Source organism: Burkholderia sp. BE12, from assembly GCF_002959955.1.
In the GTDB taxonomy this organism is placed as follows: domain Bacteria; phylum Pseudomonadota; class Gammaproteobacteria; order Burkholderiales; family Burkholderiaceae; genus Burkholderia.
Genome location: NZ_PREY01000034.1, coordinates 15,973 through 36,353 on the forward strand (window position 1 = coordinate 15,973; position 20,381 = coordinate 36,353).

The window sequence follows — 20,381 nt, forward strand, 5'->3', positions numbered from 1 at the left end:
CGAATCAAGGAAGCAAGTCATGAGCTGGAACGTCCGCATCGGTATCAATCCCCTGTCGTGGATGAACGACGACCTGCCGTCGCTCGGCGGCGAGACGCCGCTCGAGACGGCGCTGAAGGAAGGCGCCGAAATCGGCTATGCGGGCTTCGAGCTCGGCAACAAGTTTCCGAAAACGGGCCCCGAACTGAAGGCGAAGCTCGCCGAATTCGGGCTCGTGTGCGTGTCGGGCTGGTATTCGGGCTTCCTCGCGGAAGTCGCGCCGGGCATGACCGACGCCGATGCCGTCGCGGCGGAAATCGAGCGCTGCCGCGCGCACATGACGAAGCTGCAATTCAACGACGTGACGGTCGTCGTGTACGGCGAATGCGCGGGCACGATCCAGGGCAGCATCGACACGCCGGTCGCGAAGCGGCCGCGTTTCGTCGACGACGACGCCTGGCGGCGCTACGCCGCGCGCCTCGACGCGTTCGGCGCGCATCTGCTCGATACCTACGGGATCCGGCTCGCCTACCATCACCACATGGGCGCGTACGTCGAATCGCCGGACGACGTCGACCGGCTGATGGCGCTGACCGATCCCGCCAAGGTGTTCCTGCTGTTCGACACCGGCCACGCGTATTTCGGCGGCGCGGCCGACCCGGTGACGCTGCTGAAGAAGCACGTATCGCGCGTGGCGCACGTGCATTGCAAGGACGTGCGGCCGCAGGTCGTCAACCGGGCGCGCAACGACGGCTGGAGCTTCCTGAACGGCGTGATCAACGGCACCTTCACGGTGCCGGGCGACGGCGCACTCGACTACGACGCGACGCTGCGCACGCTGAAGGACGCCGGCTACGAAGGCTGGCTCGTCGTCGAGGCCGAGCAGGATCCGGCCGTCGCGCCGAGCTATGCGTATGCGAAGAAGGGCTATGAATCGCTGCGCGCGATCGTCGACCGGTTAAGCGCGTGAGCATGTGCGCAAACGCCCGAGCGCGCCGCCCTATCCTATTGCGGAGACCCATTTCATGACGATTTCTCCCCTGCTGGTCAAGGCATCCGCCGACCGCGAAATCTGCAACGTCACGCCCGAATCGGCCGGCTGGAAACACGTCGGCTTTCGCGCGCTGCGCCTGAAGGCCGGCGACACCGAGACGCTCGACACGGGCACGCGCGAACTGTGCGTCGTCGTGCTGACGGGCACGGTGCGCGCGGAGGTCGACGGCGAAACCTACGACGCGCTCGGCAAGCGCGACAGCGTGTTCGAGGACATGTCGCCGGACGCGCTGTACGTGCCAGGCGGCAAGCGTGTCACGCTGATCGCGACGCGCGATGCGGAAGTCGCGCTGTGCACCGCGCCGTACGTGAGCGGCGACAAGCCCGTGCGGCGCCTCGACGGCGAACGGATGCGCCGCTCGGCGCGCGGGCAAGGCACCAACACGCGCTACGTATGCGACATCCTGATGGGCGACAACCCGGCGGCCGAGCGCCTCCTCGTCGTCGAAGTCGTCACGCCGGCCAGCCATTCGAGCAGCTATCCGCCGCACAAGCACGACCGCGACGCGGCGCCCGACGAAACCTCGCTCGAGGAAACCTATTACCACCGGATCGATCCGCCGCAGGGCTTCGCGTTCCAGCGCGTGTACACCGACGACCGCAGCCTCGACGAGGCGTGCGCGGTCGAGAATCACGACGTCGTGATGGTGCCGCGCGGCTACCACCCGGTGGTCGCTCCGCACGGCTACAACCTGTACTACCTGAACGTGATGGCCGGGCCGAGCCGCGCGTGGGCGTTCAAGAACGATCCCGCGCACGAGTGGATGCTCGATGCGGCGCCGAAACGGTGAAGGCCGAGCGCATTGCCGCAGCCCCGCCTCTTCGATCGGCAGCGCGCCATCGCGGCGCCCGCATGTTCATTCGAGGCGGAACGCGAACGGAATCCGCACGGGCCGCAGCGTGTCGACGCTCACGCCGGCAAGTCCCGTTCGACCTCGTGCCAGCAGCGTATCGTCACGATAAACCTCTTGCTGGAATGCGATCCGAACGCGCGTGAGTTCGGTGAGCGTCGTCCTGATCGTCAACGATTCGTCGTGACGCGCCGGCGACAGAAACTCCGTCTCGATGCGACAGACGATGAGTCCGATGTGTTGCTCGGCCATCATGTTCGCGAGGTCGATACCGTTCGCGCGATACCATTCCGTCCTCGCCTGATCGAAATAGCGCAGATAGTTCGCGTGATAGACGACCCCGCCGAGGTCGACATCGGCGAACGGCACGCGGGTCGAAACGTGATGGACGCGATAGGCAGGGACGGAATGCATGTCGGGACCTCCAGGAAAGAAATCGACAGACCGTGAAAATACGATATGACGGCACGCAGGCTATTACATGCGCGCGCCTTATGCGCTCGTCATGACAAGCGTCGCATTGACGCCCCCGAAACCGAAGCTGTTCGTCATCACGGTCGTCAGCTTCCGCGGCGTGGTCGCCGTGACGATATCGAATCCGCACGCGCCATCGTCGAGTCGTTCGATGTTGACGCTTGGCGCAATGAACCCACCGTCCATCATCAGCAGCGCGTAAATAAATTCGTGCACGCCGGCAGCGCCTTGCGCGTGGCCGGTCATCGACTTGGTCGACGACAGCGGTGGAACCGCGTCGCCGAACACGTTGCGGATCGCATGCAGTTCGCGGATATCGCCGGCCGGCGTGGACGTGCCATGCGTGTTCAGATAGTCGATCGGCAGATCGACGTTGCGCAATGCCAGCCGCATGCTGCGCTCCGCGCCTTCACCGGAGGGCACGATCATGTCGACGCCGTCGGTCGTCGCGCCGTAGCCGATCACTTCCCCATATACGGGCGCCCCGCGCTCGAGTGCATGATTCATTTCCTCGACCACCACGATCCCCGCGCCGCCGGAGATCACGAGCCCGTCACGGTCCATGTCGTAGGGGCGGGACGCCCGCTCCGGCGTATCGTTGAAGCGGGTCGATAACGCACCGATCGCGTCGTACTGGCAAGCGATTTCCCAACCCAGCTCTTCGGCGCCACCGGCGAACACGATGTCCTGAGTGTCGGCCCGAATCAGCTCGACGGCATGGCCGATGCACTGCGCCGAGGCGGCGCAGGCGCCACAGATCGCGTAGCTGACGCCACGCACGCCGAATGCAACGGCAAGGCAGGCGGCGTGCAAGGACGGCATCGAATGAATGAGGTCATATGCACCGACGCCGCGCAGGCCGCGCGTGCGCATCGCGTCGACTGCGTGCACGTGGCCGAGCGGCACGCCGCACGCGTTGCCGACGACGACGCCCGTGCGCTCGTTCGATACCAGCCGCGGCGGCAGCCGCGCGTCGTCGATCGCTTGCTGCATGCACGCGAAAGCCTGTAGCGCGGATGGGGTCATCAATTTCAGGTGGCGGCGGTCGACGCGGTCCGCGGACGGCATCTCGGTGGGGGCCCATACATGGCTGCGCAATCCGGCATCCCTGAGCAATTCGGAAAACACGACGGCGCTGCGGCCGGCACGCAACGCGTCACGCACGGTCCGAACATCGCTACCGATGCTCGATGCGACGCCGATTCCCGTAATGACCGCACGTCTCATGTTCCGCTTCCCCCGAAAACGAACCATGCCAGCGTCGACGGCATGCAGCGGCGCACCCCGGCGACCGCTCATTTCGATCAGCCGAGGGTGCGCCTACCGCCGCATCCGAATGTACCGGGTCAGGCAACCCGGGTTGGGCACCGAAGAATTAAATATCGCATTCCGTTATTGCGCAAGCATGAACAAGCACGCGATATCACACCGGCGCCGAAGGCAAGCAAAAGCAAAAGCAAAAGCAAAACCGTAATCGCAATACGAACGCCGCGGCCTCGGTTTAGTTCAACCCGCCGCTCACGACGAGATGCTCGCCGGTCATCCAGCGCGCATCGTCCGAGGCGAGGAACACGGCGACCGACGCGATGTCGTTCGGCTCGCCGAGGCGGCCCAGCGGCGTCTGGCCGAGCACCTGCGCTTCGAGATCGGAACCGATGATGCCCGCGCTGTGCGTGCCTTCGGTCACGACCATCCCCGGGTTGATCGCGTTCACGCGGATCTTGCGCGGGCCGAGTTCGAGCGCGAGCACACCGGTGATCGCGTCGACCGCGCCCTTCGTGCCGCTGTACACGGCGCTGGCGGGCGGCGTGATGCTGGTCACCACCGAGCTGATGTTGATGATGCTCGCGCCTTCGCCGAGATGCTTGACCGCCGCCTGCGTCGTCAGCAGCACGCCGAACACGTTCGTGTCGAACTGCCGGCGGTAGTGTTCCTCGGTGATCGCTTCGATCGGCGCGAATTCGTACACGCCGGAGTTGTTGACGAGTACGTCGAGACGACCGTACGTTTCGATGGCGGTATCGACGATGCGCTGCGCATCGGCGGCCTTCGACACGTCGCCGCCGACCGCGACCGCGCGGCCGCCCGCTTCCGTGATCGCGCTCACGACCGCGTCCGCGCCCGCCTTGCTGCTCGCGTAGTTGACGACGACCGATGCACCTTCGTCGGCCAGTGCCTTCGCGATTGCCGCGCCGATGCCCTTCGATGCGCCCGTGACGATCGCTACCTTGCCTGCCAGCTTGCTCATGATTTCATTCCTCTGTTCGAAGACCTTCGATGGATGGCGCCGGTTGCCGCGACGATGCGTCGATGCGTTTCAATGGCGACCGGCCTGACTGGCAATGTAAGGTGCGGCACCGCAGCGATAAAGCGGCTCGAAGCGAATTGACTGGCGGAGTTTGCCGAACAATCGAGCGGGCGTCGTCAGCCGGCGCTCAGCCAGGCGTGCGCGACCTCGCCGCCGAGGCCGTCGAGCCCGCCGTCGTAGACGATCCGTCCGCGCCCCATTACCGCCGCGCGTCGCGCGAGCCGCGGCGCAAGCTGCAGCCGCTGCTCGATCAGCACGATCGAAACGCCGTCGGCCTGCAGCGCGGCGAGGCACGCGCCGACTTCGTCGACCGCGAGCGGCGCGAGCCCTTCGGCCGGTTCGTCGACGATCAGCACGCGCGGCCGGCCGGCGAGTGCGCGCACCAGCGCGAGCACCTGCTGCTCGCCGCCCGACAGCCGCCCGGCTTTCACGTCCGCGCGCGCGGCCAGCAGTGGAAAACGGTCGAACAGGCGGTCGAGCGCCGAGCGTTCGGTTGCGCCGCTTGCGCCGCGCAAACCGAGCCGCAGGTTGTCGCGCACGGTCAGCAGCGGGAACACGTCGCGGCTTTCAGCCACGTAAGCGACGCCGCGCCGCGCGATCTCGAACGTGCGCGCGCCCACGCATTCGGCGCCGGCGATGCGCACCGAGCCGGCGGTACGCACGAGCCCCATCACGGCCTTCGCGAGCGTGGAGCGCCCCGAGCCGTTGCGCCCGAGCAGCGCGAGCGTCTCGCCCGGCGCGAGCGCGAGATCGACGCCGTCGAGCACGGGCCGTATCCCGTACCACGCGCGCAGCCCGCGAATGTCGAGCACGGCGCTCATGCCGCGCCCTCGCCCAGATAGGCGGCCCGCACGCGCGGATCGGCGCGGATCGCGTCGGGCGCGCCGGTCGCGACCACCGTGCCACGCACGAGCACCGTGATGCGTTCGGCGAAACCGAACACCGCATCCATGTCGTGCTCGATCATCAGCACGGTGCGGCCCTGCGTCGTCGCGCGGATCAGCGCGATCATCCGCGCCGCCTGCGCGCGGCTCATACCGGCCGTCGGCTCGTCGAGCAGCAGCGTACGCGCACCGCTCGCCAGCGCGATGCCGAGATCGAGCGCGCGCTGCTCCGCATAGCTCAGCTCGGCGGCCGGCGTGTCGCGTCGCGCGTCGAGCCCGATGTCGTGCAGCACGCGCGCCGCCGCGACATCGACCGACGCCGATTCGCGCAGCCGGTTCCACCAGCGCCGCCGTTCGGCCGGCGCATGCAGTGCCGCGCAGCGCAGGTTGTCGAACACGGTCAGGCGCGCGAACGCACTCGTCTGCTGGAAACTGCGGCCGATGCCGAGCCGGCTCGCGACGACCGGCCCGCGCCCGCGCAGCTCGACGCCGTGCAGCACGACGCGCCCACGCGTCGGCCGCGTCGCCCCGGCGATCACGCCGAACAGCGTCGACTTGCCCGCGCCGTTCGGCCCGATCAGCGCGTGGCGCTCGCCGGCCGCGATGCTCAAGTCGACACCGTCGAGCACCGTCTGCGCGCCGAAGCGCTGCACGACGCCGTGAAGCGCGATCGCGTTGCCGTTCATCGCGCGTCCTCCGGCGTGGCCGCCGCCGCGCGATGCCCGAGCCGCGCGCGCCAGCTCCACAGCAGCGTGCCGATGCCGGCCGCCGAGCACGCGACGGCCCAGCCGGCCGGCGTATCGGCGTCGATGCCCCATGCGCCGAACGCGAGGCCCGTGCCGTCGTCCTGCGCGAAGCGCCACGCATAGCCGAGCTCGGCCGCGCAGACGATCGCGACGCCCCAGAACGCGCACGCGCCGACACCGCACAGCGCGCGCCACCGCTCGACCGCCGGCGCGCCGCGCCTGAGCGCATGCGCGAGCGCCCGGGCAATGCCCGCGATCCCGCCGGGCGCGGCCACGACGATCGCGACGAACAGCACGCCGAGATACAGCGCCCACGCACGCGACACGCCCGCGACGACGACACTCAGCGCGGTCAGCACGGCCGCGCCGGCCGCGGGCCCGAAGAACGCGCCGGTGCCGCCGATCACCGCGGCGATCAGCACGGTCGCCGAGCGCGCCATCGACACGCTGTCGGGTGTCGCGATCTCGACGTCGATCAGCGTCAGCGTACCGGCGACGCCCGCGAAGAACGATGCGCAGGTGACCATCGCGAGCCGCACGCGGCGCGGATCGGTGCCGAGCGCGGCGACCCGCTCGGGGTTGTCGCGCACCGCGTTCGCGAGCCGCGCCAGCGGCGTGCGCGTCAGCGCATGCATGGCCCATGCCGACACGACGCACCACGCGGCGATCAACGCATACGCATGCGCCGGCGCGCCGAAATGCCCGTTGCCCCACGACGCGCCGCTCGCACGGTCGATCGGCACGCCGCCGAGGCCGCCGAACCACGCGGGCACGCTCCACGCGGCGGCCGCGACGCATTCGCCGAGCCCGAGCGTGATCATCGCGAACGCGGTGCCGGAACGACGCGTCGCCAGCAGCCCGGCAACGAACCCGAAGCCCGCGCCGGCCACGCCGCCGACGAGCGGCAACAGCGGCAGCGGCGCGCCGATGCGGTTGAACCAGTGGGCGGCCGCGAACGCGCCGAGGCCCGCGAATGCCGCATGCCCGAACGACAGCAGCCCGGTCGTGCCGAGCTGCAGGTTGTACGACAGCGCGAGCACGACGAGCGCGGCCGTCTGCGCGAGATAGCCCAGCACCGCGCCATGCGGCCACAGCCAAGCGGGCAGCGCGACGCACGCGACGAACGGCGCCCAGCGCGCGAGGCCGGCGAGCGCGCGACTACGCATCGGCACGCTCGCCGAACAGCCCGCGCGGCCGCGCGACCAGGACCGCGACGAGCAGCAGGTACGGCACCAGCGGCGCCAGTTGCGCGATCGACACCGCGGCGACGCTGTCGGGCAGCGCGATGCCCGTCCATTGCGCGAGGTCGCGCAGCGACGTGTCGCTCGCGGCCGCGAAGGTCTGCGCGAAACCGACCGCGAGCGACGCGACGAACGCGCCGCCGAGCGAGCCCAGGCCGCCGATCACGACGACCGCGAACACGACCGACCCGACCGTCTCGGCGAGCGCGGGTTCGATCACCGCGAGCGGCGCGCCGATCACGCCGGCCAGCGCCGCGAGCGCGGTCCCCGCGCCGAACAGCGCCGTCATCACACGCGGCACGTCGTAGCCGAGCGCCTCGACGGCCGCGCGATGCGTGAGCGCCGCGCGCACGACGAGCCCGATGCGCGATGCACGCAGCAGCCCGCCGAGCGCGACCAGCATCGTCGCGGACATCGCCATCATGAACAGCCGGTAACGCGGCAATGCGAGACCGAACACGCTCGCGGGCGCGCCGTCGAACAGCGGCGGCACGGGCGCCGGCAGCGGCGCGAGGCCCCACGCGAGTTTCGCGCCCTCGCCGATCAGGTACGCGAGACCGAAGGTCAGCAGCAGTTCGCTCGTATGGCCGCGCGCCTGCACGCGGCGCAGCAGCGCGCGTTCGCAGCCGGCGCCGAGCAGCCCGACCGCGAGCGGCGCGAGCACGAGCGCGGGCCAGAAGCCCGCCCAGGCCGCGATGCTGTAGCCGACATACGCACCGAGCATGTAGAAGCTCGCATGCGCGAAGTTGAGCACGCCCTGCACGCTGAAGATCAGCGTGAGGCCGGCCGACAGCATGAACAGCAGCAAGCCGTAGCTGAGACCGTTGAAGGCCTGGAGCGCGAACGCGTGCACCGCGTACCGTCAGGCGGCGAGCGGTTCGAGCGCGGCGCGCAGCGCGTCGGGCAGCGGCAGCGGGCGGCGCGTGCCGCGATCGACGTACACATGCACGAAATGCCCCTGCGCGGCGGGCGATGCATCGCCCTGTGCGAACAGCCCGACTTCATAGCGCACGCTCGACGTGCCGAGCTTCACGACGCGCAGGCCCGCGTCGACCGATTGCGGAAACACGAGCGGCGCGAAGTAGTTGCACTGCGTCTCGACGACCAGCCCGATCGTCTGCCCATGCTCGACGTCGAGCACGCCCGCGCGGATCAGATACTCGTTCACGACGGTGTCGAAGTAGCTGTAGTAGACGACGTTGTTCACGTGCCCGTAGACGTCGTTGTCCATCCAGCGGGTCGTGATCGGCAGGAAGTGGCGATAGGCGTCGCGCGGACGCGGCTGCGGCTTGTCGGACATGGCGATGGCGGTCAGGACGATGGAAGCGAAGGGAACGACGGGAACAACGAGGACGACGCGTGACGGTCGCACGACGCGGCGCGCCGGCCGGCAACGAAGCGCCGCGTCGCGATCGCGCGCGCCACGGCGGATGACACGCTGCGGGCAGGCCGGCCCGTCACTGCCCCGGCCGGTCGACGAATTCGAAATCGAGGCCGCGCGCGCGCATCCAGTCGGCGAGTGCGACGCCCGTGCCGGCGCGCCACGGGCGCAGCAGCGGCGGATCGATGAGCTTGTATTCGAGCAGCTCCTGCGACAGCGACACCGTGCCCGACGCCCGCACGTGATACGCGATGATCAGTTCGTTCTTGCGCATGAACTCGTACACGCCGACGAGCGATACGTGCTCGGCCTTCAGCGCGGTTTCCTCGAATACCTCGCGCGCGATGCCGTCCTCGGGCGTCTCGCCGTTTTCGAGGAAACCGGTGATCAGCGCGAACATCCCTTCGGGCCAGGCCGCGTTGCGCGCGAGCAGGATCTTGCCGTCGAGTTCGACGATCGCGGCGACGACGGGCAGCGGGTTGTTCCAGTGCACGTAGCCGCAGGTGTCGTCGGGGCAGGCCTGGCGAATGCGGCCGCCCTCATGGTCGGGATCGGCACGCTCGGTCAGCGGGCTCGCGCAGCGCGGGCAAAAGCGGTAGTCGGCGGTGGTCATCGATGGAAGTCTGGCGAGCGCCGGACGGCCGACTGCCGGCTGCCCGCGCACCCGCTCGGCGCGGGAAAGGCTTCATTCTAGCGAGTTTGCCCGCGCCCGATACGATCCGGCCCCACCGGCGTCAGGACGACCGGCGAGCGTGTGCGGCGGTCGCCGCGAAGCCGCCGGCGCCGATCAGCAGCGCGGCCACCGCGACCCACAGCGCGGGCGTAAACGACCCGAAGCGAGCGGCCAGCGGCGCCGCGACGAGCGGCCCGAGTATCTGCCCGACGCCGTAGGACGCAGTCGCATAGCCCATCAGCCCGGCCGCACGCTCGCCGTGCAGGCGCCGTGCCTCGCGCATCGCGAACAGCGTGATCGCGGTGAACGGCAGGCCGAGCAGCGCGCTGCCGATCGAGAAACCGGCCGCGTTCGGCCACACGATTCCGGCCGCGATGCCGAGCGCCTGCGTCGCGCAGCCGGCCGCGAGCAGCAGCCGGTTGTCCCAGTGCCCGGGCAGCCGCGCGGCGGTGATCGCGCCGACGATCAGCGCCGCGCCGAACATCGGCCAGAAGAGGTCGGGCCACGGTGAACCGGCCGGCATTGCGGCGCGCGCGATCACCGGCAGGAACGTCGCGGTGATGATGTAGCCGAAGCCCGGTGCGCCGTACAGCACGACGAGCCAAGCGGCGTCCGCGCGATGGCGGCGCGTGCCGGCCCGCGCCGCCGGCGTGGCGGGTGCGCCACTGCCCGCATGCGGTGCGGCGGGCGGCGGCGCTGCCTGCGCGTGCGCCGAGGCCGGCGCCGCACCGAACGTGCGCCAGATCGCGACCGACAGGACGGCCGACAACGCCGCGAAACCGAGCCAGCCCACCGCCGCACGCTGGCCCGCCAGCGCACTGCCGATCAACCCCGTCATGACGATGCCGACGCCCGGCCCCGCGTAGATCACCCCGCTCCATTCGGGCGCGATCAACTCGGCCAGGCGCCGCAATCCCCATTGCGACATGAACACGAATGTCCATGCGCTGACGACGCCCGCGACGAAACGCACGACGAGCCACGCCGGCAGCCAGTGGCCGACGCCCATCGCGGCGGTCAGCAACACGGTCGCGACGAACCCGAAACGCACCATCCGCGCGGGCGCGACGCGCAGCGCCGCGCAACTGACCGCGCCGACGAAGTAGCCCGCGTAGTTTGCCGACGCGAGCCAGCCGCCTGCTTTCAGGCCGATCGAGCCGTCCGCGAGCATCAGCGGCAACAGCGGCGTGAACGCGAAACGGCCGACACCGAGCACGATGGCCAGGCCGATCATGCAGGCGAGCGCGGCCGCGCGGGCACGGCGGTCGGCCTGGTCGGACGAAAGCACGCGGGCGGTCGGAGCATCGAAGCGGGACATGGCGGCATGGGCCGACGCGTCGCGCGCCGGCCGGATCGGGAATCGGAATGCGTCCATCCTAGCTTGACCAAACGTTCTTGAAAAATGAATAATTGAGAATCGACTCATCCCCTGGAGAGAATCATGGACCTGGCGGCGCTGGCGATCTTCCGGGCGGTCGTGCGCGAGAACGGCGTCACGCGCGCGGCGGCCAAGCTCAATCGCGTGCAGTCGAACGTCACGACGCGCATCAAGCAGCTGGAGGAAGAACTCGGCGCGGCGCTGTTCGTGCGCGACGGCCGCCGGCTCGTGTTGACGCCGGCCGGGCATACGCTGCTGCCGTATGCGGAGCGCCTGCTCGCGCTCGCCGACGAGGCGCGCGACGCGGTGCGCGAGGACACGCCGCGCGGCCGGCTGCGGCTCGGCACGATGGAAAGCACGGCGGCGAGCCGGCTGCCGACCATCCTCGCGCGCTACCACCACGCATGGCCCGACGTATCGCTCGAACTGCTGACGGGCACGACGGGCTGTCTGATCGACCGCGTGCGCGACTTCGAAATCGACGCCGCGCTGTTCGCGCGCCCGCCCGAGCCGGACACGCTGCCCGACACGTTCGAGACGGTGCCGATCTTCCGCGAGGATCTCGTGCTGCTCACCCCGCGCGGCCATCCGCCGGTGCGCACGCCGCGCGACGTGCTCCTGCCGACGCTGATCGCGTTCGAGCGCGGCTGCACGTATCGCAAGTACGTCGAGCGGTGGTACGCGGCGCACGGCGTGAAGCCGGCGCGCGTGCTCGAGCTCGGCTCGTATCACGCGATCGTCGCGTGCGTCGCGGCCGGCGCGGGCATCGCGGTCGCGCCGCGTTCGGTGCTCGATCTGCAGCCCGAGAGCGGCAACATCACCGCGCACACGATTCCCGAACTGGAAGGCATCGACACGCTGCTCGCGTGGCGGCAGGGTTATGCGTCGGCGGCGCTCGCCGCGCTGCGCGATGCGCTCACCGACGCCGTGCGGCAGCCTGGCGACGCAACGGAGCCGGCCGCGACCGTGCCGGCCTGATCCGGACGTGCACGTCGCCGCATCGAGCGACGTGCACGTCCGGCACAAACAAAACGACCCGACCGGCGCCTGCCGATCGGGTCGTTTTTCGATTCACGCGATGCCGTCGGTGCGACGACATCGCATCGGTCGTGCAACGATCAGAGCCGTTCCTCGACCCAGCCCTTCACGCCGGCCAGCGCGCCCGGCAGGTTCGCCGGGTCGGTGCCGCCTGCCTGCGCCATGTCCGGACGGCCGCCGCCCTTGCCGCCGACCTGCTGCGCGACGAAGTTCACGAGTTCGCCGGCCTTGACCTTCTTGCTTGCATCCGGCGTGACGCCCGCGATCAGGCTGACCTTGCCGCCTTCGACGGCCGCCAGCACGATCGCCGCGCTCTTGAGCTTGTCCTTCAGCTTGTCGACCGTTTCGCGCAGCGTCTTCGCGTCGGCGCCGTCGAGCGTCGCGGCCAGCACGTACACGCCGCCGATTTCGACGGCCTGCTGTGCGAGCTCGTCGCCCTGGCTCGATGCGAGCTTCGACTTCAGCGCGCCCAGCTCCTTCTCGAGCGACTTCACCTGGTCCTGCACCTGCGCGATGCGCTGCGTCAGCTCCGACGGCTGCGCCTTCAGCGCCGCTGCCGCTTCGTTCATACGCGCGTCGAGCTCCTGCACGTAGCGCACCGCGTTGTCGCCGGTGATCGCCTCGACGCGGCGGATGCCGGCCGCGACGCCGCCTTCGACGACGATCTTGAACAGGCCGATGTCGCCGGTGCGGTGCACGTGCGTGCCGCCGCACAGTTCGCGCGAGAAGCCGAGGTCGAGCACGCGCACTTCATCGCCGTACTTCTCGCCGAACAGCGCCATCGCGCCGCCCTTCACCGCTTCGTCGTACGGCATCACGCGCACGATGCCCGGCGCGTTCGCGAGGATTTCGTTGTTGACGATCTGCTCGACGCGACGGATTTCGTCGTCGGTCATCGGCGCATTGTGCGCGAAGTCGAAACGGGTCTTGTCGGCATCGACGAGCGACCCCTTCTGCTGCACGTGCGCGCCGAGCACTTCACGCAGCGCCTTGTGCATCAGGTGGGTGGCCGAGTGGTTGCGCTGCGTGCGGGCGCGGCGATGCGCGTCGATTTCCGCGCGCAGCACGTCGCCGACCTTGAGCGTGCCCTGCTCCAGCGTGCCGTGGTGGCCGACCACGTCGGCCTGCACCTTCAGCGTGTCGGCCACCGCGAAGCGCGTCGCGGCGTTCGCGAGCACGCCCTGGTCGCCGACCTGGCCGCCCGATTCCGCGTAGAACGGCGTGTGGTCGAGCACGACGACCGCATCCTGGCCGGCCTTCACTTCGTTGACGGCCGAACCGTCGACGTACAGCGCGACGACCTTCGCGTCGTCGAACGCGATTTCCTCGTAACCGTGGAACGTGGTCTTCGCGCCCGAGTATTCGAGGCCCTGCGTCGCCTTGAACTTGCCGGCCGCGCGCGCCTGCTCGCGCTGGCGCGCCATCGCGTCGTCGAATGCCGGCTCGTCGACCGTCATCCCGCGCTCGCGGCACACGTCGGCCGTCAGATCCAGCGGGAAGCCGTAGGTGTCGTGCAGCTTGAACGCGAGTTCGCCGTCGAGCACCTTGCCGCCCTTCGCGTCGACGTCGGCCAGTGCGGCTTCGAGGATCGACATGCCGTGCTCGATCGTTTCGAAGAAGCGCTCCTCTTCCTGGCGCAGCACGTCGGTCACGCGCTGTTCGGCTTCCTTCAGCTCCGGATAGGCCGTGCCCATCTCGGCGACGAGGTCGGCCACCAGCTTGTGGAAGAACGCGCCCTTGCGGCCCAGCTTGTAGCCGTGGCGGATCGCGCGGCGCACGATCCGGCGCAGCACGTAGCCGCGGCCTTCGTTGCCGGGGATCACGCCGTCGACGATCAGGAACGAGCACGCGCGGATGTGATCGGCGATCACCTTCAGCGAGTTGTTCGTGAGGTCGCTGATCTCGGTCACGCGCGCGGCGGCCTTGATCAGGTTCTGGAACAGGTCGATCTCGTAGTTGCTGTGCACGTGCTGCAGCACCGCGGCCAGGCGCTCGAGGCCCATGCCGGTGTCGACCGACTGCTTCGGCAGGCGCGTCATGTTGCCCTGCGCGTCGCGGTTGAACTGCATGAACACGAGGTTCCAGATCTCGATGTAGCGGTCGCCGTCTTCTTCGGGCGACCCCGGCGGGCCGCCCCACACGTCCGGGCCGTGGTCGTAGAAGATTTCGGTACACGGGCCGCACGGGCCGGTGTCGCCCATCGTCCAGAAGTTGTCCGATGCGTAGCGCGCGCCCTTGTTGTCACCGATCCGGATGATCCGCTCGGTCGGCACGCCGACTTCCTTCGCCCAGATGTCGTACGCTTCGTCGTCTTCCTGGTAGACGGTGACCCACAGCTTGTCCTTCGGCAACTGATAGACCGTGGTCAACAGCTCCCACGCGAACTTGATCGCGTCGTGCTTGAAGTAGTCGCCGAACGAGAAGTTGCCGAGCATCTCGAAGAACGTGTGGTGGCGCGCCGTGTAGCCGACGTTCTCGAGATCGTTGTGCTTGCCGCCCGCGCGCACGCTGCGCTGCGCCGTGGTGGCGCGCGAGTACGGGCGCGGATCCGTGCCGAGGAAGACGTCCTTGAACTGGACCATGCCCGAGTTCGTGAACATCAGCGTGGGGTCGTTACCGGGCACGAGGCTCGACGAGCGGACGATCGTGTGGCCCTTCGATTCGAAGAATTTGAGGAATTTCTCGCGGATTTCGGCAGCTTTCATGGCGTGCGGGGACAGTCTGGCAAAGACGGCTTCAAACGCCGGCGCCCCAGGCGGGGCGCGCGGCGGCATGGATTCGGAAACGATCGATTATACGATACAGACCGCCCGCCCAAGCGGCAGCGGCCCGCTGCGCCGGACGACCCGCCTGGGCCACCGGCACGGCCGATTCGCCTTAAGATGCTCGGCATGCCAATCGGCCGTGCCCGGCCGGGCAGGCCAGCGATGAAAGGAGACGATTCGACGATGGGTGCCCTGAGCCATATCCGCGTGCTGGACCTCACCCGCGTGCTCGCGGGTCCGTGGTGCGCGCAGACCCTTGCCGATTTCGGCGCGGACGTGATCAAGGTCGAGCGCCCGGGCGCCGGCGACGACACGCGCCACTGGGGGCCGCCGTACCTGAAGGACGCGGACGGCGCGGACACCGCCGAGGCCGCGTACTACCTCGCGGCGAACCGCAACAAGCGCTCGGTGACGATCGACATCGCGACGCCGGAGGGCCAGCAAATCGTGCGCGAGCTCGCCGCGCAAAGCGACGTCGTGCTCGAGAACTACAAGGTCGGCCAGTTGAAGAAATACGGGCTCGACTACGACTCGCTGCGCGCGGTGAAGCCCGATCTCGTCTACTGCTCGGTCACCGGCTTCGGCCAGACCGGCCCGTATGCCCATCGCGCGGGCTACGACTTCATCGTGCAGGGGATCGGCGGCTTCATGAGCATCACCGGCGAACGCGACGGCGAGCCGGGCGGCGGCCCGCAGAAGGCCGGCGTCGCGATCGCCGATCTCGCGACCGGCCTCTATTCGACCGTCGCCGTGCTCGCCGCGCTCGCGCACCGCGACCGCACGGGCGAAGGCCAGTACATCGACATGGCGCTGCTCGACGTGCAGGTCGCGCTGCTCGCGAACATGAACACCAACTTTCTCGCGAGCGGCAAGCCGCCGGTGCGCTGGGGCAACGCGCATCCGAACATCGTGCCGTACCAGACGTTCCAGACGAGCGACGGCTGGATCATCGTCGCGGTCGGCAACGACGGGCAGTTCCGCAAGTTCGTCGAGGCCGGCGGGCGGCCCGAGCTGGCCGACGACGAGCGCTTCGCGACGAACCCGTCGCGCGTGCGTCACCGCGACACGCTGGTGCCGATCCTCGCGGAGATGGTGAAGGCGCGCGACAAGGCCGACTGGATCGGCGCGCTCGAGGCGGCCGGCGTGCCGTGCGGGCCGATCAACGATCTCGACGAGGTGTTCGACAACGAGCAGGTGGTCGCGCGCGGGATGCAGGTGTCGCTGCCGCACCCGTGCGGCGCGGACGTAAAGCTCGTGCGCAACCCGATCCGGATGAGCGCGACCCCGCCCGACGCGCGCACGGCCCCGCCGCTGCTCGGCGCGCAGACGGACGACGTGCTGCGCGACATGCTCGGCTACGACGATGTGCGGATCGCGGCGTTGAAGGCGAAGCAGGCGATTTGAGCGGCGCGGCGGCGGGCCGGAACGGGGGCGCCCGCCGTCCGGTCAGCGCCGGGCCAGCGTATCGCAGCCGCCGGCCAGCGCCGCAAGCGCCGCGCGCAATGGCGAACGCACGACTGCCGCGTAACCACCGTGCCCGGCCGACAGACTGTCGACGGTGAGGGCGACCGCGTCCGAATCCGCCGCGGCCAGGAAGACGAGCGACGGCGGCGGCTCGGCCGCGATGCGATCACGGATGTCCAGCCGCCCGATTTGCCGCGGAAATTCGCGCGCGAGATCGGCCAGATCGACCTGTCGTTGCGCGACGATCGTCGAAAGGGGCCCAAGATGCGCGGCCAGATCCGCCGACGCCACGCATTGCCGGGGGGCACGACCGTCAGCATAAGTCACCTGCACGGCGAACCGCGCCGCGGGCTGTGAGCGCTGCGCGGTCAGTGTCAGCGCGGCGGTCGTATAGGTCAGCGACATCACCTCGTCGGGCAGCACGCTGAGCAAGTCGGTGCCGGGATCGATCCGGATGGGGCTGTCGGTCCAGTCGGCGAGACTGCGCCAGCCGAAGCCGGCGAGCACACCGACCAGCATCGCCAGACACGGGATGGCGAATCGCGTTGCCGATGCGATCTTCACGATACCTGCACCACGGTTCCCATCGGGGCCCAGTCGTACAGTCGTTTCGCATCGGCCTCGGCCAGGCGTACGCAGCCGTGCGATCCGAACCAGTCGCTGACGGTATTGCGCGCCATTCTCACAAGCGACAGCGGCATCGGCCCGTGGTACTGATGAAGCGCTTTGCCGTCTCCCGTGAAGAACATTGCGTGATCCATTTGCACGTTATAGGCACGACTGCGATAAGTCGGGTATTTCCGCATGATGCGGAAGGCACCACGATCGGTCGGATGCTCACTGTCTCCAGTCACACAATCGAAGCGGAACACCCTCGCTGCCCCCTCAAACGCCTCCACGCTCTGACCTGAGAGGTCGACGACGATTCTTTTCGCCGCCGACGATTTTTTTCCACCGACCTGCTGATTCCGCCTTGAGCCGCTCGACATGGCCCCCTCCTTCCGATCGAATTGAACCGGCCGTCACTGTACCGGCCTGACCGATCAAAAAGTCATGGGGTTCGTCACACAATGCAGTCGGTTGCGCGTCGCGCCCAAGCCAATCGTACGGGCAGCAAGGCGCACGTCGCGCCGCGACGCACCGCATGAAATTCGCACTTGGTTAAAAAAGGTGTCCGATTCGGTGAACCACGACCGGCAGTCAGTCCGTCGTCTCCATCGCCTGGAGCCAGCCGCGCGCTTGCGGCCAGTCGCCGAGCCCGCTGTCCGCGTTGATGTGGCCGCGCGGGCCGAGGTCATGGAACGTGCTGCCCCACGCGCGCGCGCAGCCGCGCGCGAATGCGATCGAGCCGTACGGATCGTCGCTGCTTGCGACGACGCAGGTCGGAAACGGCAGCCGCTCGTGCGGCACGGGCCCGAAGCCGTGCGCGTCGGCGGGAAACGCCGGCCCGGCGGGATCGGGCAACGCGACCAGCAGCGCGCCGCGCACTTTCGCGAGCGCGGCCGGCCGCGCGTAGCGGGTCGCCCACCACGCGGCGGTCAGCGTACCGAGGCTGTGGCCGGCGATCAGCACCGGCCCGCGCGCGGCTTCGACCGCCCGGTCGAGCGCGAGACACCAGCCGTTGCGGAATGCCCGCTCCCAGTCGGGCATCGCCACGCGCACGAAGCGCGCGTCGGCGCGCTCCCAGCGGCTTTGCCAGTGGAACGGACCGGAGTTGCCGTAGCCCGGCAGCACGAATACGAGGGGGTCGCTCATGAAAGGATTCGTCGACGAATGAAGTCGTTATGTGGCGTCGACGAAGTGTCGCACACCCGTTCCTCCCTGATGCTGCCTGTCGAAAAATGGAAGGGGTGTGCGGGCGGGCCGTCACGCGTACGCAACGGCATCACGCCCGGCCGGCGATCGCGCGAGCACACCGAGGCCCGCGCACGCCGGCGTGAATCAGCGTACGCCTGCGCCGACCAGGCCGCCTGCCGCCGCGCCGGCGACCGTGCCGACCGGCCCGCCCGTGATCAGGTAGCCGAGTGCGCCGCCCGCGGCCGCGCCGATACCGGCATTGCGCTGCGTATGCGTCATCGCGCATGCGCCGAGTTGCGAGAGAGCCGCGACGATCACCGCGGTACGAACGAGAAAAGTGGTCTTCTTCATCATGATTATTGGCTTCCTCCCGCCACGCAAAAATTGCGAATGGCGGCATTGAATCGGTAAAGCCATCATAGGAAAAGCCGAACGGCGCCGGCAATCCGATTTACGTCGTGTTACAGCCGACACACACTCGATATATTGCGGTACGCATCGCGAACGCACGCCGCCCGACCGGCAGGCCGCGCGGGACGGACCCCGGTCAGGTAGAATTACAGGATTAAACCGGCGCGACGCGCCGACACAACCCTGACGCCAACCGCATGAGCACCGAACGCAACGACGCCCCCGCGGCTTCCAATTTCATCCGCAACATCATCGACGACGACAACCGCACCGGCAAATGGGGCGGCCGCGTCGAGACGCGCTTCCCGCCCGAGCCGAACGGCTATCTGCACATCGGTCACGCGAAGAGCATCTGCCTGAACTTCAGCGTCGCGCGCGACTACGGCGGCGTGTGCCACCTGCGCTTCGACGACACGAACCCGGAAAAGGAAAGCGTCGAATACGTCGACTCGATCGTCGACGCGGTGCGCTGGCTCGGTTTCGACTGGCGCAAGGACGCGGTCGATCATCAGTATTTCGCGAGCGACTACTACGACAAGCTGTACGAATTCGCCGAGTTGCTGATCCAGCGCGGCAAGGCGTACGTCGACAGCCAGAGCGCCGACGAAATGCGCGCGAACCGCGGCTCGCTGACCGAAGGCGGCAAGCCGTCGCCGTTCCGCGACCGCTCGCCCGAGGAAAACCTCGACCTGTTCCGCCGCATGAAGGCCGGCGAGTTCAAGGAAGGCGAGCACGTGCTGCGCGCGAAGATCGACATGGCTTCGCCGAACATGAACATGCGCGACCCGGTGATCTACCGGATCCGCTACGCGCACCACTACCGCACCGGCGACGCATGGTGCGTGTATCCGATGTACGACTACACGCACTGCATCTCGGATGCGCTCGAAGGCATCACGCATTCGCTGTGCACGCTCGAGTTCGAGGATCACCGCCCGCTGTACGACTGGGTGCTGAACGAGCTCGCGGAAGCCGGCGTGTTCACGCGCCCGCTGCCGCAACAGATCGAATTCTCGCGGCTGAACCTCACGTACGCGATCACCAGCAAGCGCAAGCTGCTGCAGCTCGTCACCGAAGGCCACGTCGACGGCTGGGACGACCCGCGCATGCCGACAATCGTCGGCATTCGCCGCCGCGGTTTCACGCCGGAGAGCATTCGCCTGTTCTGCGAGCGGATCGGCGTGACGAAGATCGATTCGTGGATCGACATGAGCATCTTCGAAGGCGCGCTGCGCGACGACCTCGACGAGAAGGCCGCGCGTACGGTCGCGGTGCTCGATCCGCTGAAGCTCGTGATCGACAACTATCCGGAAGACCTCGAGGAAGCCTGCACGGCGCCCGTGCATCCGCATCATCCGGACCGCGGCGTGCGCACGTTCCCGATCTCGCGCGAACTGTGGATCGAGCGCGAGGATTTCGTCGAGAATCCGCCGAAGGGCTATTTCCGCCTGTTCCCGGGCAACAAGGTGCGCCTGCGCTATGGCTACGTGATCGAGTGCACGGGCTTCGACAAGGACGCCGACGGCAACGTGACGGCCGTGCACTGCAATTACTTCCCGGACAGCAAGTCGGGCACCGAAGGCGCGAACACGTACAAGGTCAAGGGCAACATCCACTGGGTCAGCGCGAAGCACGCGCAGCCGGCCGAAGTGCGGATCTACGATCGCCTGTTCAAGGAGCCGCACCCGGACGCGGGCGGCGCGAACTTCCTCGAAGCGCTGAACCCCGATTCGAAGAAGATCGTGCAGGCGTACGTCGAGCCGGGCAACGGCGACGTCGCGCCGGAAACGCGCCTGCAGTTCGAGCGCCACGGCTACTTCGTTGCAGACCGTGTCGATTCGAAGCCGGGCCAACCGGTGTTCAACCGGATCGTCGGGCTGCGCGACAGCTGGGGCAAGCCGGCCTGACGGCCCCTGCTCCGCGCGGGCGGCGTGCGGC

The 20,381-nt window shown here is 68.6% G+C and carries 20 protein-coding genes; 5 read left to right on the top strand and 15 right to left on the bottom strand.

The window, feature by feature from the left end:
• Positions 1–19 precede the first annotated feature (19 nt).
• Positions 20–949 (top strand): myo-inosose-2 dehydratase, encoded by a 930-nt coding sequence (gene iolE, locus C4B30_RS28865; protein WP_105133262.1) that lies wholly within the window; start codon positions 20–22, stop codon positions 947–949.
• Positions 950–1,004: 55 nt separating this feature from the next.
• The gene (gene iolB, locus C4B30_RS28870; protein WP_105133263.1) at positions 1,005–1,823 is read left to right on the top strand and encodes a 5-deoxy-glucuronate isomerase; all 819 of its coding nucleotides are present in this window, start codon (positions 1,005–1,007) and stop codon (positions 1,821–1,823) included.
• A 66-nt stretch (positions 1,824–1,889) separates the two neighbouring features.
• Here iolB and C4B30_RS28875 read toward each other — a convergent pair whose 3' ends face one another.
• The 10 genes from C4B30_RS28875 to C4B30_RS28920 all read right to left on the bottom strand — a co-directional run bounded on the left by C4B30_RS28875 (position 1,890) and on the right by C4B30_RS28920 (position 10,908).
• Complete coding sequence (locus tag C4B30_RS28875) at positions 1,890–2,297, bottom strand: YbgC/FadM family acyl-CoA thioesterase (protein ID WP_105133264.1); 408 nt, start codon at positions 2,295–2,297, stop codon at positions 1,890–1,892.
• 78 nt (positions 2,298–2,375) lie between these two features.
• Positions 2,376–3,656: a beta-ketoacyl synthase N-terminal-like domain-containing protein gene (locus C4B30_RS28880; RefSeq protein ID WP_325047964.1), complete on the bottom strand. Its 1,281-nt coding sequence runs from the start codon at positions 3,654–3,656 to the stop codon at positions 2,376–2,378.
• Between the two features lie 202 nt (positions 3,657–3,858).
• Positions 3,859–4,605: an SDR family NAD(P)-dependent oxidoreductase gene (locus C4B30_RS28885; protein ID WP_105133266.1), complete on the bottom strand. Its 747-nt coding sequence runs from the start codon at positions 4,603–4,605 to the stop codon at positions 3,859–3,861.
• 176 nt (positions 4,606–4,781) lie between these two features.
• Complete coding sequence (locus C4B30_RS28890) at positions 4,782–5,486, bottom strand: ABC transporter ATP-binding protein (protein ID WP_027784205.1); 705 nt, start codon at positions 5,484–5,486, stop codon at positions 4,782–4,784.
• Positions 5,483–6,235 carry an ABC transporter ATP-binding protein gene (locus tag C4B30_RS28895; protein ID WP_105133303.1) on the bottom strand — a complete coding sequence of 251 codons (753 nt, stop codon included), beginning with the start codon at positions 6,233–6,235 and terminating at the stop codon, positions 5,483–5,485. The genes C4B30_RS28890 and C4B30_RS28895 overlap by 4 nt, the downstream gene beginning before the upstream one ends.
• Complete coding sequence (locus C4B30_RS28900; protein ID WP_105133267.1) at positions 6,232–7,461, bottom strand: branched-chain amino acid ABC transporter permease; 1,230 nt, start codon at positions 7,459–7,461, stop codon at positions 6,232–6,234. Before C4B30_RS28900 ends, C4B30_RS28895 begins: the two co-directional genes overlap by 4 nt.
• Positions 7,454–8,389 carry a branched-chain amino acid ABC transporter permease gene (locus C4B30_RS28905; RefSeq protein ID WP_027784202.1) on the bottom strand — a complete coding sequence of 312 codons (936 nt, stop codon included), beginning with the start codon at positions 8,387–8,389 and terminating at the stop codon, positions 7,454–7,456. The genes C4B30_RS28900 and C4B30_RS28905 overlap by 8 nt, the downstream gene beginning before the upstream one ends.
• Positions 8,390–8,398: 9 nt before the next feature.
• Complete coding sequence (locus C4B30_RS28910; protein ID WP_105133268.1) at positions 8,399–8,836, bottom strand: acyl-CoA thioesterase; 438 nt, start codon at positions 8,834–8,836, stop codon at positions 8,399–8,401.
• Between the two features lie 157 nt (positions 8,837–8,993).
• Positions 8,994–9,530 (bottom strand): NUDIX domain-containing protein, encoded by a 537-nt coding sequence (locus tag C4B30_RS28915; protein ID WP_105133269.1) that lies wholly within the window; start codon positions 9,528–9,530, stop codon positions 8,994–8,996.
• Positions 9,531–9,651: 121 nt separating this feature from the next.
• Positions 9,652–10,908, bottom strand: coding sequence for a YbfB/YjiJ family MFS transporter (locus C4B30_RS28920; protein WP_105133304.1), 1,257 nt, complete (start codon positions 10,906–10,908; stop codon positions 9,652–9,654).
• 123 nt (positions 10,909–11,031) lie between these two features.
• On the opposite strand from C4B30_RS28920, the gene C4B30_RS28925 reads away from it, so the two are divergent.
• Entirely contained in the window at positions 11,032–11,946 is a 915-nt protein-coding gene (locus tag C4B30_RS28925; RefSeq protein ID WP_027784198.1) for a LysR family transcriptional regulator, read from the top strand.
• 140 nt (positions 11,947–12,086) lie between these two features.
• On the opposite strand, the gene alaS is transcribed toward C4B30_RS28925, so the two are convergent.
• A complete protein-coding gene (gene alaS / locus C4B30_RS28930; protein WP_105133270.1) occupies positions 12,087–14,711 on the bottom strand; it encodes an alanine--tRNA ligase in 2,625 nt (874 codons plus the stop codon).
• A gap of 243 nt (positions 14,712–14,954) precedes the next feature.
• Between alaS and C4B30_RS28935 the strand changes: the two genes are divergently transcribed.
• Positions 14,955–16,175 (top strand): CaiB/BaiF CoA transferase family protein, encoded by a 1,221-nt coding sequence (locus C4B30_RS28935; RefSeq protein WP_105133271.1) that lies wholly within the window; start codon positions 14,955–14,957, stop codon positions 16,173–16,175.
• 42 nt (positions 16,176–16,217) lie between these two features.
• Here C4B30_RS28935 and C4B30_RS28940 read toward each other — a convergent pair whose 3' ends face one another.
• From C4B30_RS28940 to C4B30_RS28955, 4 genes are all read right to left on the bottom strand, one after another.
• Positions 16,218–16,799, bottom strand: a complete 582-nt coding sequence (locus C4B30_RS28940) for a hypothetical protein (RefSeq protein ID WP_234015466.1) — start codon at positions 16,797–16,799, stop codon at positions 16,218–16,220.
• Positions 16,796–17,224, bottom strand: coding sequence for a L,D-transpeptidase (locus C4B30_RS28945; protein ID WP_105133273.1), 429 nt, complete (start codon positions 17,222–17,224; stop codon positions 16,796–16,798). Before C4B30_RS28945 ends, C4B30_RS28940 begins: the two co-directional genes overlap by 4 nt.
• A 211-nt stretch (positions 17,225–17,435) precedes the next feature.
• A complete protein-coding gene (locus C4B30_RS28950; protein WP_105133274.1) occupies positions 17,436–17,990 on the bottom strand; it encodes an RBBP9/YdeN family alpha/beta hydrolase in 555 nt (184 codons plus the stop codon).
• Between the two features lie 186 nt (positions 17,991–18,176).
• Positions 18,177–18,386 (bottom strand): ornithine acetyltransferase, encoded by a 210-nt coding sequence (locus tag C4B30_RS28955; protein WP_006497729.1) that lies wholly within the window; start codon positions 18,384–18,386, stop codon positions 18,177–18,179.
• 254 nt (positions 18,387–18,640) lie between these two features.
• On the opposite strand from C4B30_RS28955, the gene C4B30_RS28960 reads away from it, so the two are divergent.
• The gene (locus C4B30_RS28960) at positions 18,641–20,350 is read left to right on the top strand and encodes a glutamine--tRNA ligase/YqeY domain fusion protein (RefSeq protein ID WP_105133275.1); all 1,710 of its coding nucleotides are present in this window, start codon (positions 18,641–18,643) and stop codon (positions 20,348–20,350) included.
• The last annotated feature ends 31 nt before the right edge of the window (positions 20,351–20,381 follow it).

Bases quoted from the DNA above. Each gene is read 5' to 3' on its own strand.
- iolE (WP_105133262.1), top strand. From the start codon at position 20: ATGAGCTGGAACGTCCGCATCGGTATCAATCCCCTGTCGTGGATGAAC.
- iolB (WP_105133263.1), top strand. From the start codon at position 1,005: ATGACGATTTCTCCCCTGCTGGTCAAGGCATCCGCCGACCGCGAAATC.
- C4B30_RS28875 (WP_105133264.1), bottom strand. From the start codon at position 2,297: ATGCATTCCGTCCCTGCCTATCGCGTCCATCACGTTTCGACCCGCGTG.
- C4B30_RS28880 (WP_325047964.1), bottom strand. From the start codon at position 3,656: ATGAGCGGTCGCCGGGGTGCGCCGCTGCATGCCGTCGACGCTGGCATG.
- C4B30_RS28885 (WP_105133266.1), bottom strand. From the start codon at position 4,605: ATGAGCAAGCTGGCAGGCAAGGTAGCGATCGTCACGGGCGCATCGAAG.
- C4B30_RS28890 (WP_027784205.1), bottom strand. From the start codon at position 5,486: ATGAGCGCCGTGCTCGACATTCGCGGGCTGCGCGCGTGGTACGGGATA.
- C4B30_RS28895 (WP_105133303.1), bottom strand. From the start codon at position 6,235: ATGAACGGCAACGCGATCGCGCTTCACGGCGTCGTGCAGCGCTTCGGC.
- C4B30_RS28900 (WP_105133267.1), bottom strand. From the start codon at position 7,461: ATGCGTAGTCGCGCGCTCGCCGGCCTCGCGCGCTGGGCGCCGTTCGTC.
- C4B30_RS28910 (WP_105133268.1), bottom strand. From the start codon at position 8,836: ATGTCCGACAAGCCGCAGCCGCGTCCGCGCGACGCCTATCGCCACTTC.
- C4B30_RS28915 (WP_105133269.1), bottom strand. From the start codon at position 9,530: ATGACCACCGCCGACTACCGCTTTTGCCCGCGCTGCGCGAGCCCGCTG.
- C4B30_RS28920 (WP_105133304.1), bottom strand. From the start codon at position 10,908: ATGTCCCGCTTCGATGCTCCGACCGCCCGCGTGCTTTCGTCCGACCAG.
- C4B30_RS28925 (WP_027784198.1), top strand. From the start codon at position 11,032: ATGGACCTGGCGGCGCTGGCGATCTTCCGGGCGGTCGTGCGCGAGAAC.
- alaS (WP_105133270.1), bottom strand. From the start codon at position 14,711: ATGAAAGCTGCCGAAATCCGCGAGAAATTCCTCAAATTCTTCGAATCG.
- C4B30_RS28935 (WP_105133271.1), top strand. From the start codon at position 14,955: ATGGGTGCCCTGAGCCATATCCGCGTGCTGGACCTCACCCGCGTGCTC.
- C4B30_RS28945 (WP_105133273.1), bottom strand. From the start codon at position 17,224: ATGTCGAGCGGCTCAAGGCGGAATCAGCAGGTCGGTGGAAAAAAATCG.
- C4B30_RS28950 (WP_105133274.1), bottom strand. From the start codon at position 17,990: ATGAGCGACCCCCTCGTATTCGTGCTGCCGGGCTACGGCAACTCCGGT.
- C4B30_RS28955 (WP_006497729.1), bottom strand. From the start codon at position 18,386: ATGATGAAGAAGACCACTTTTCTCGTTCGTACCGCGGTGATCGTCGCG.
- C4B30_RS28960 (WP_105133275.1), top strand. From the start codon at position 18,641: ATGAGCACCGAACGCAACGACGCCCCCGCGGCTTCCAATTTCATCCGC.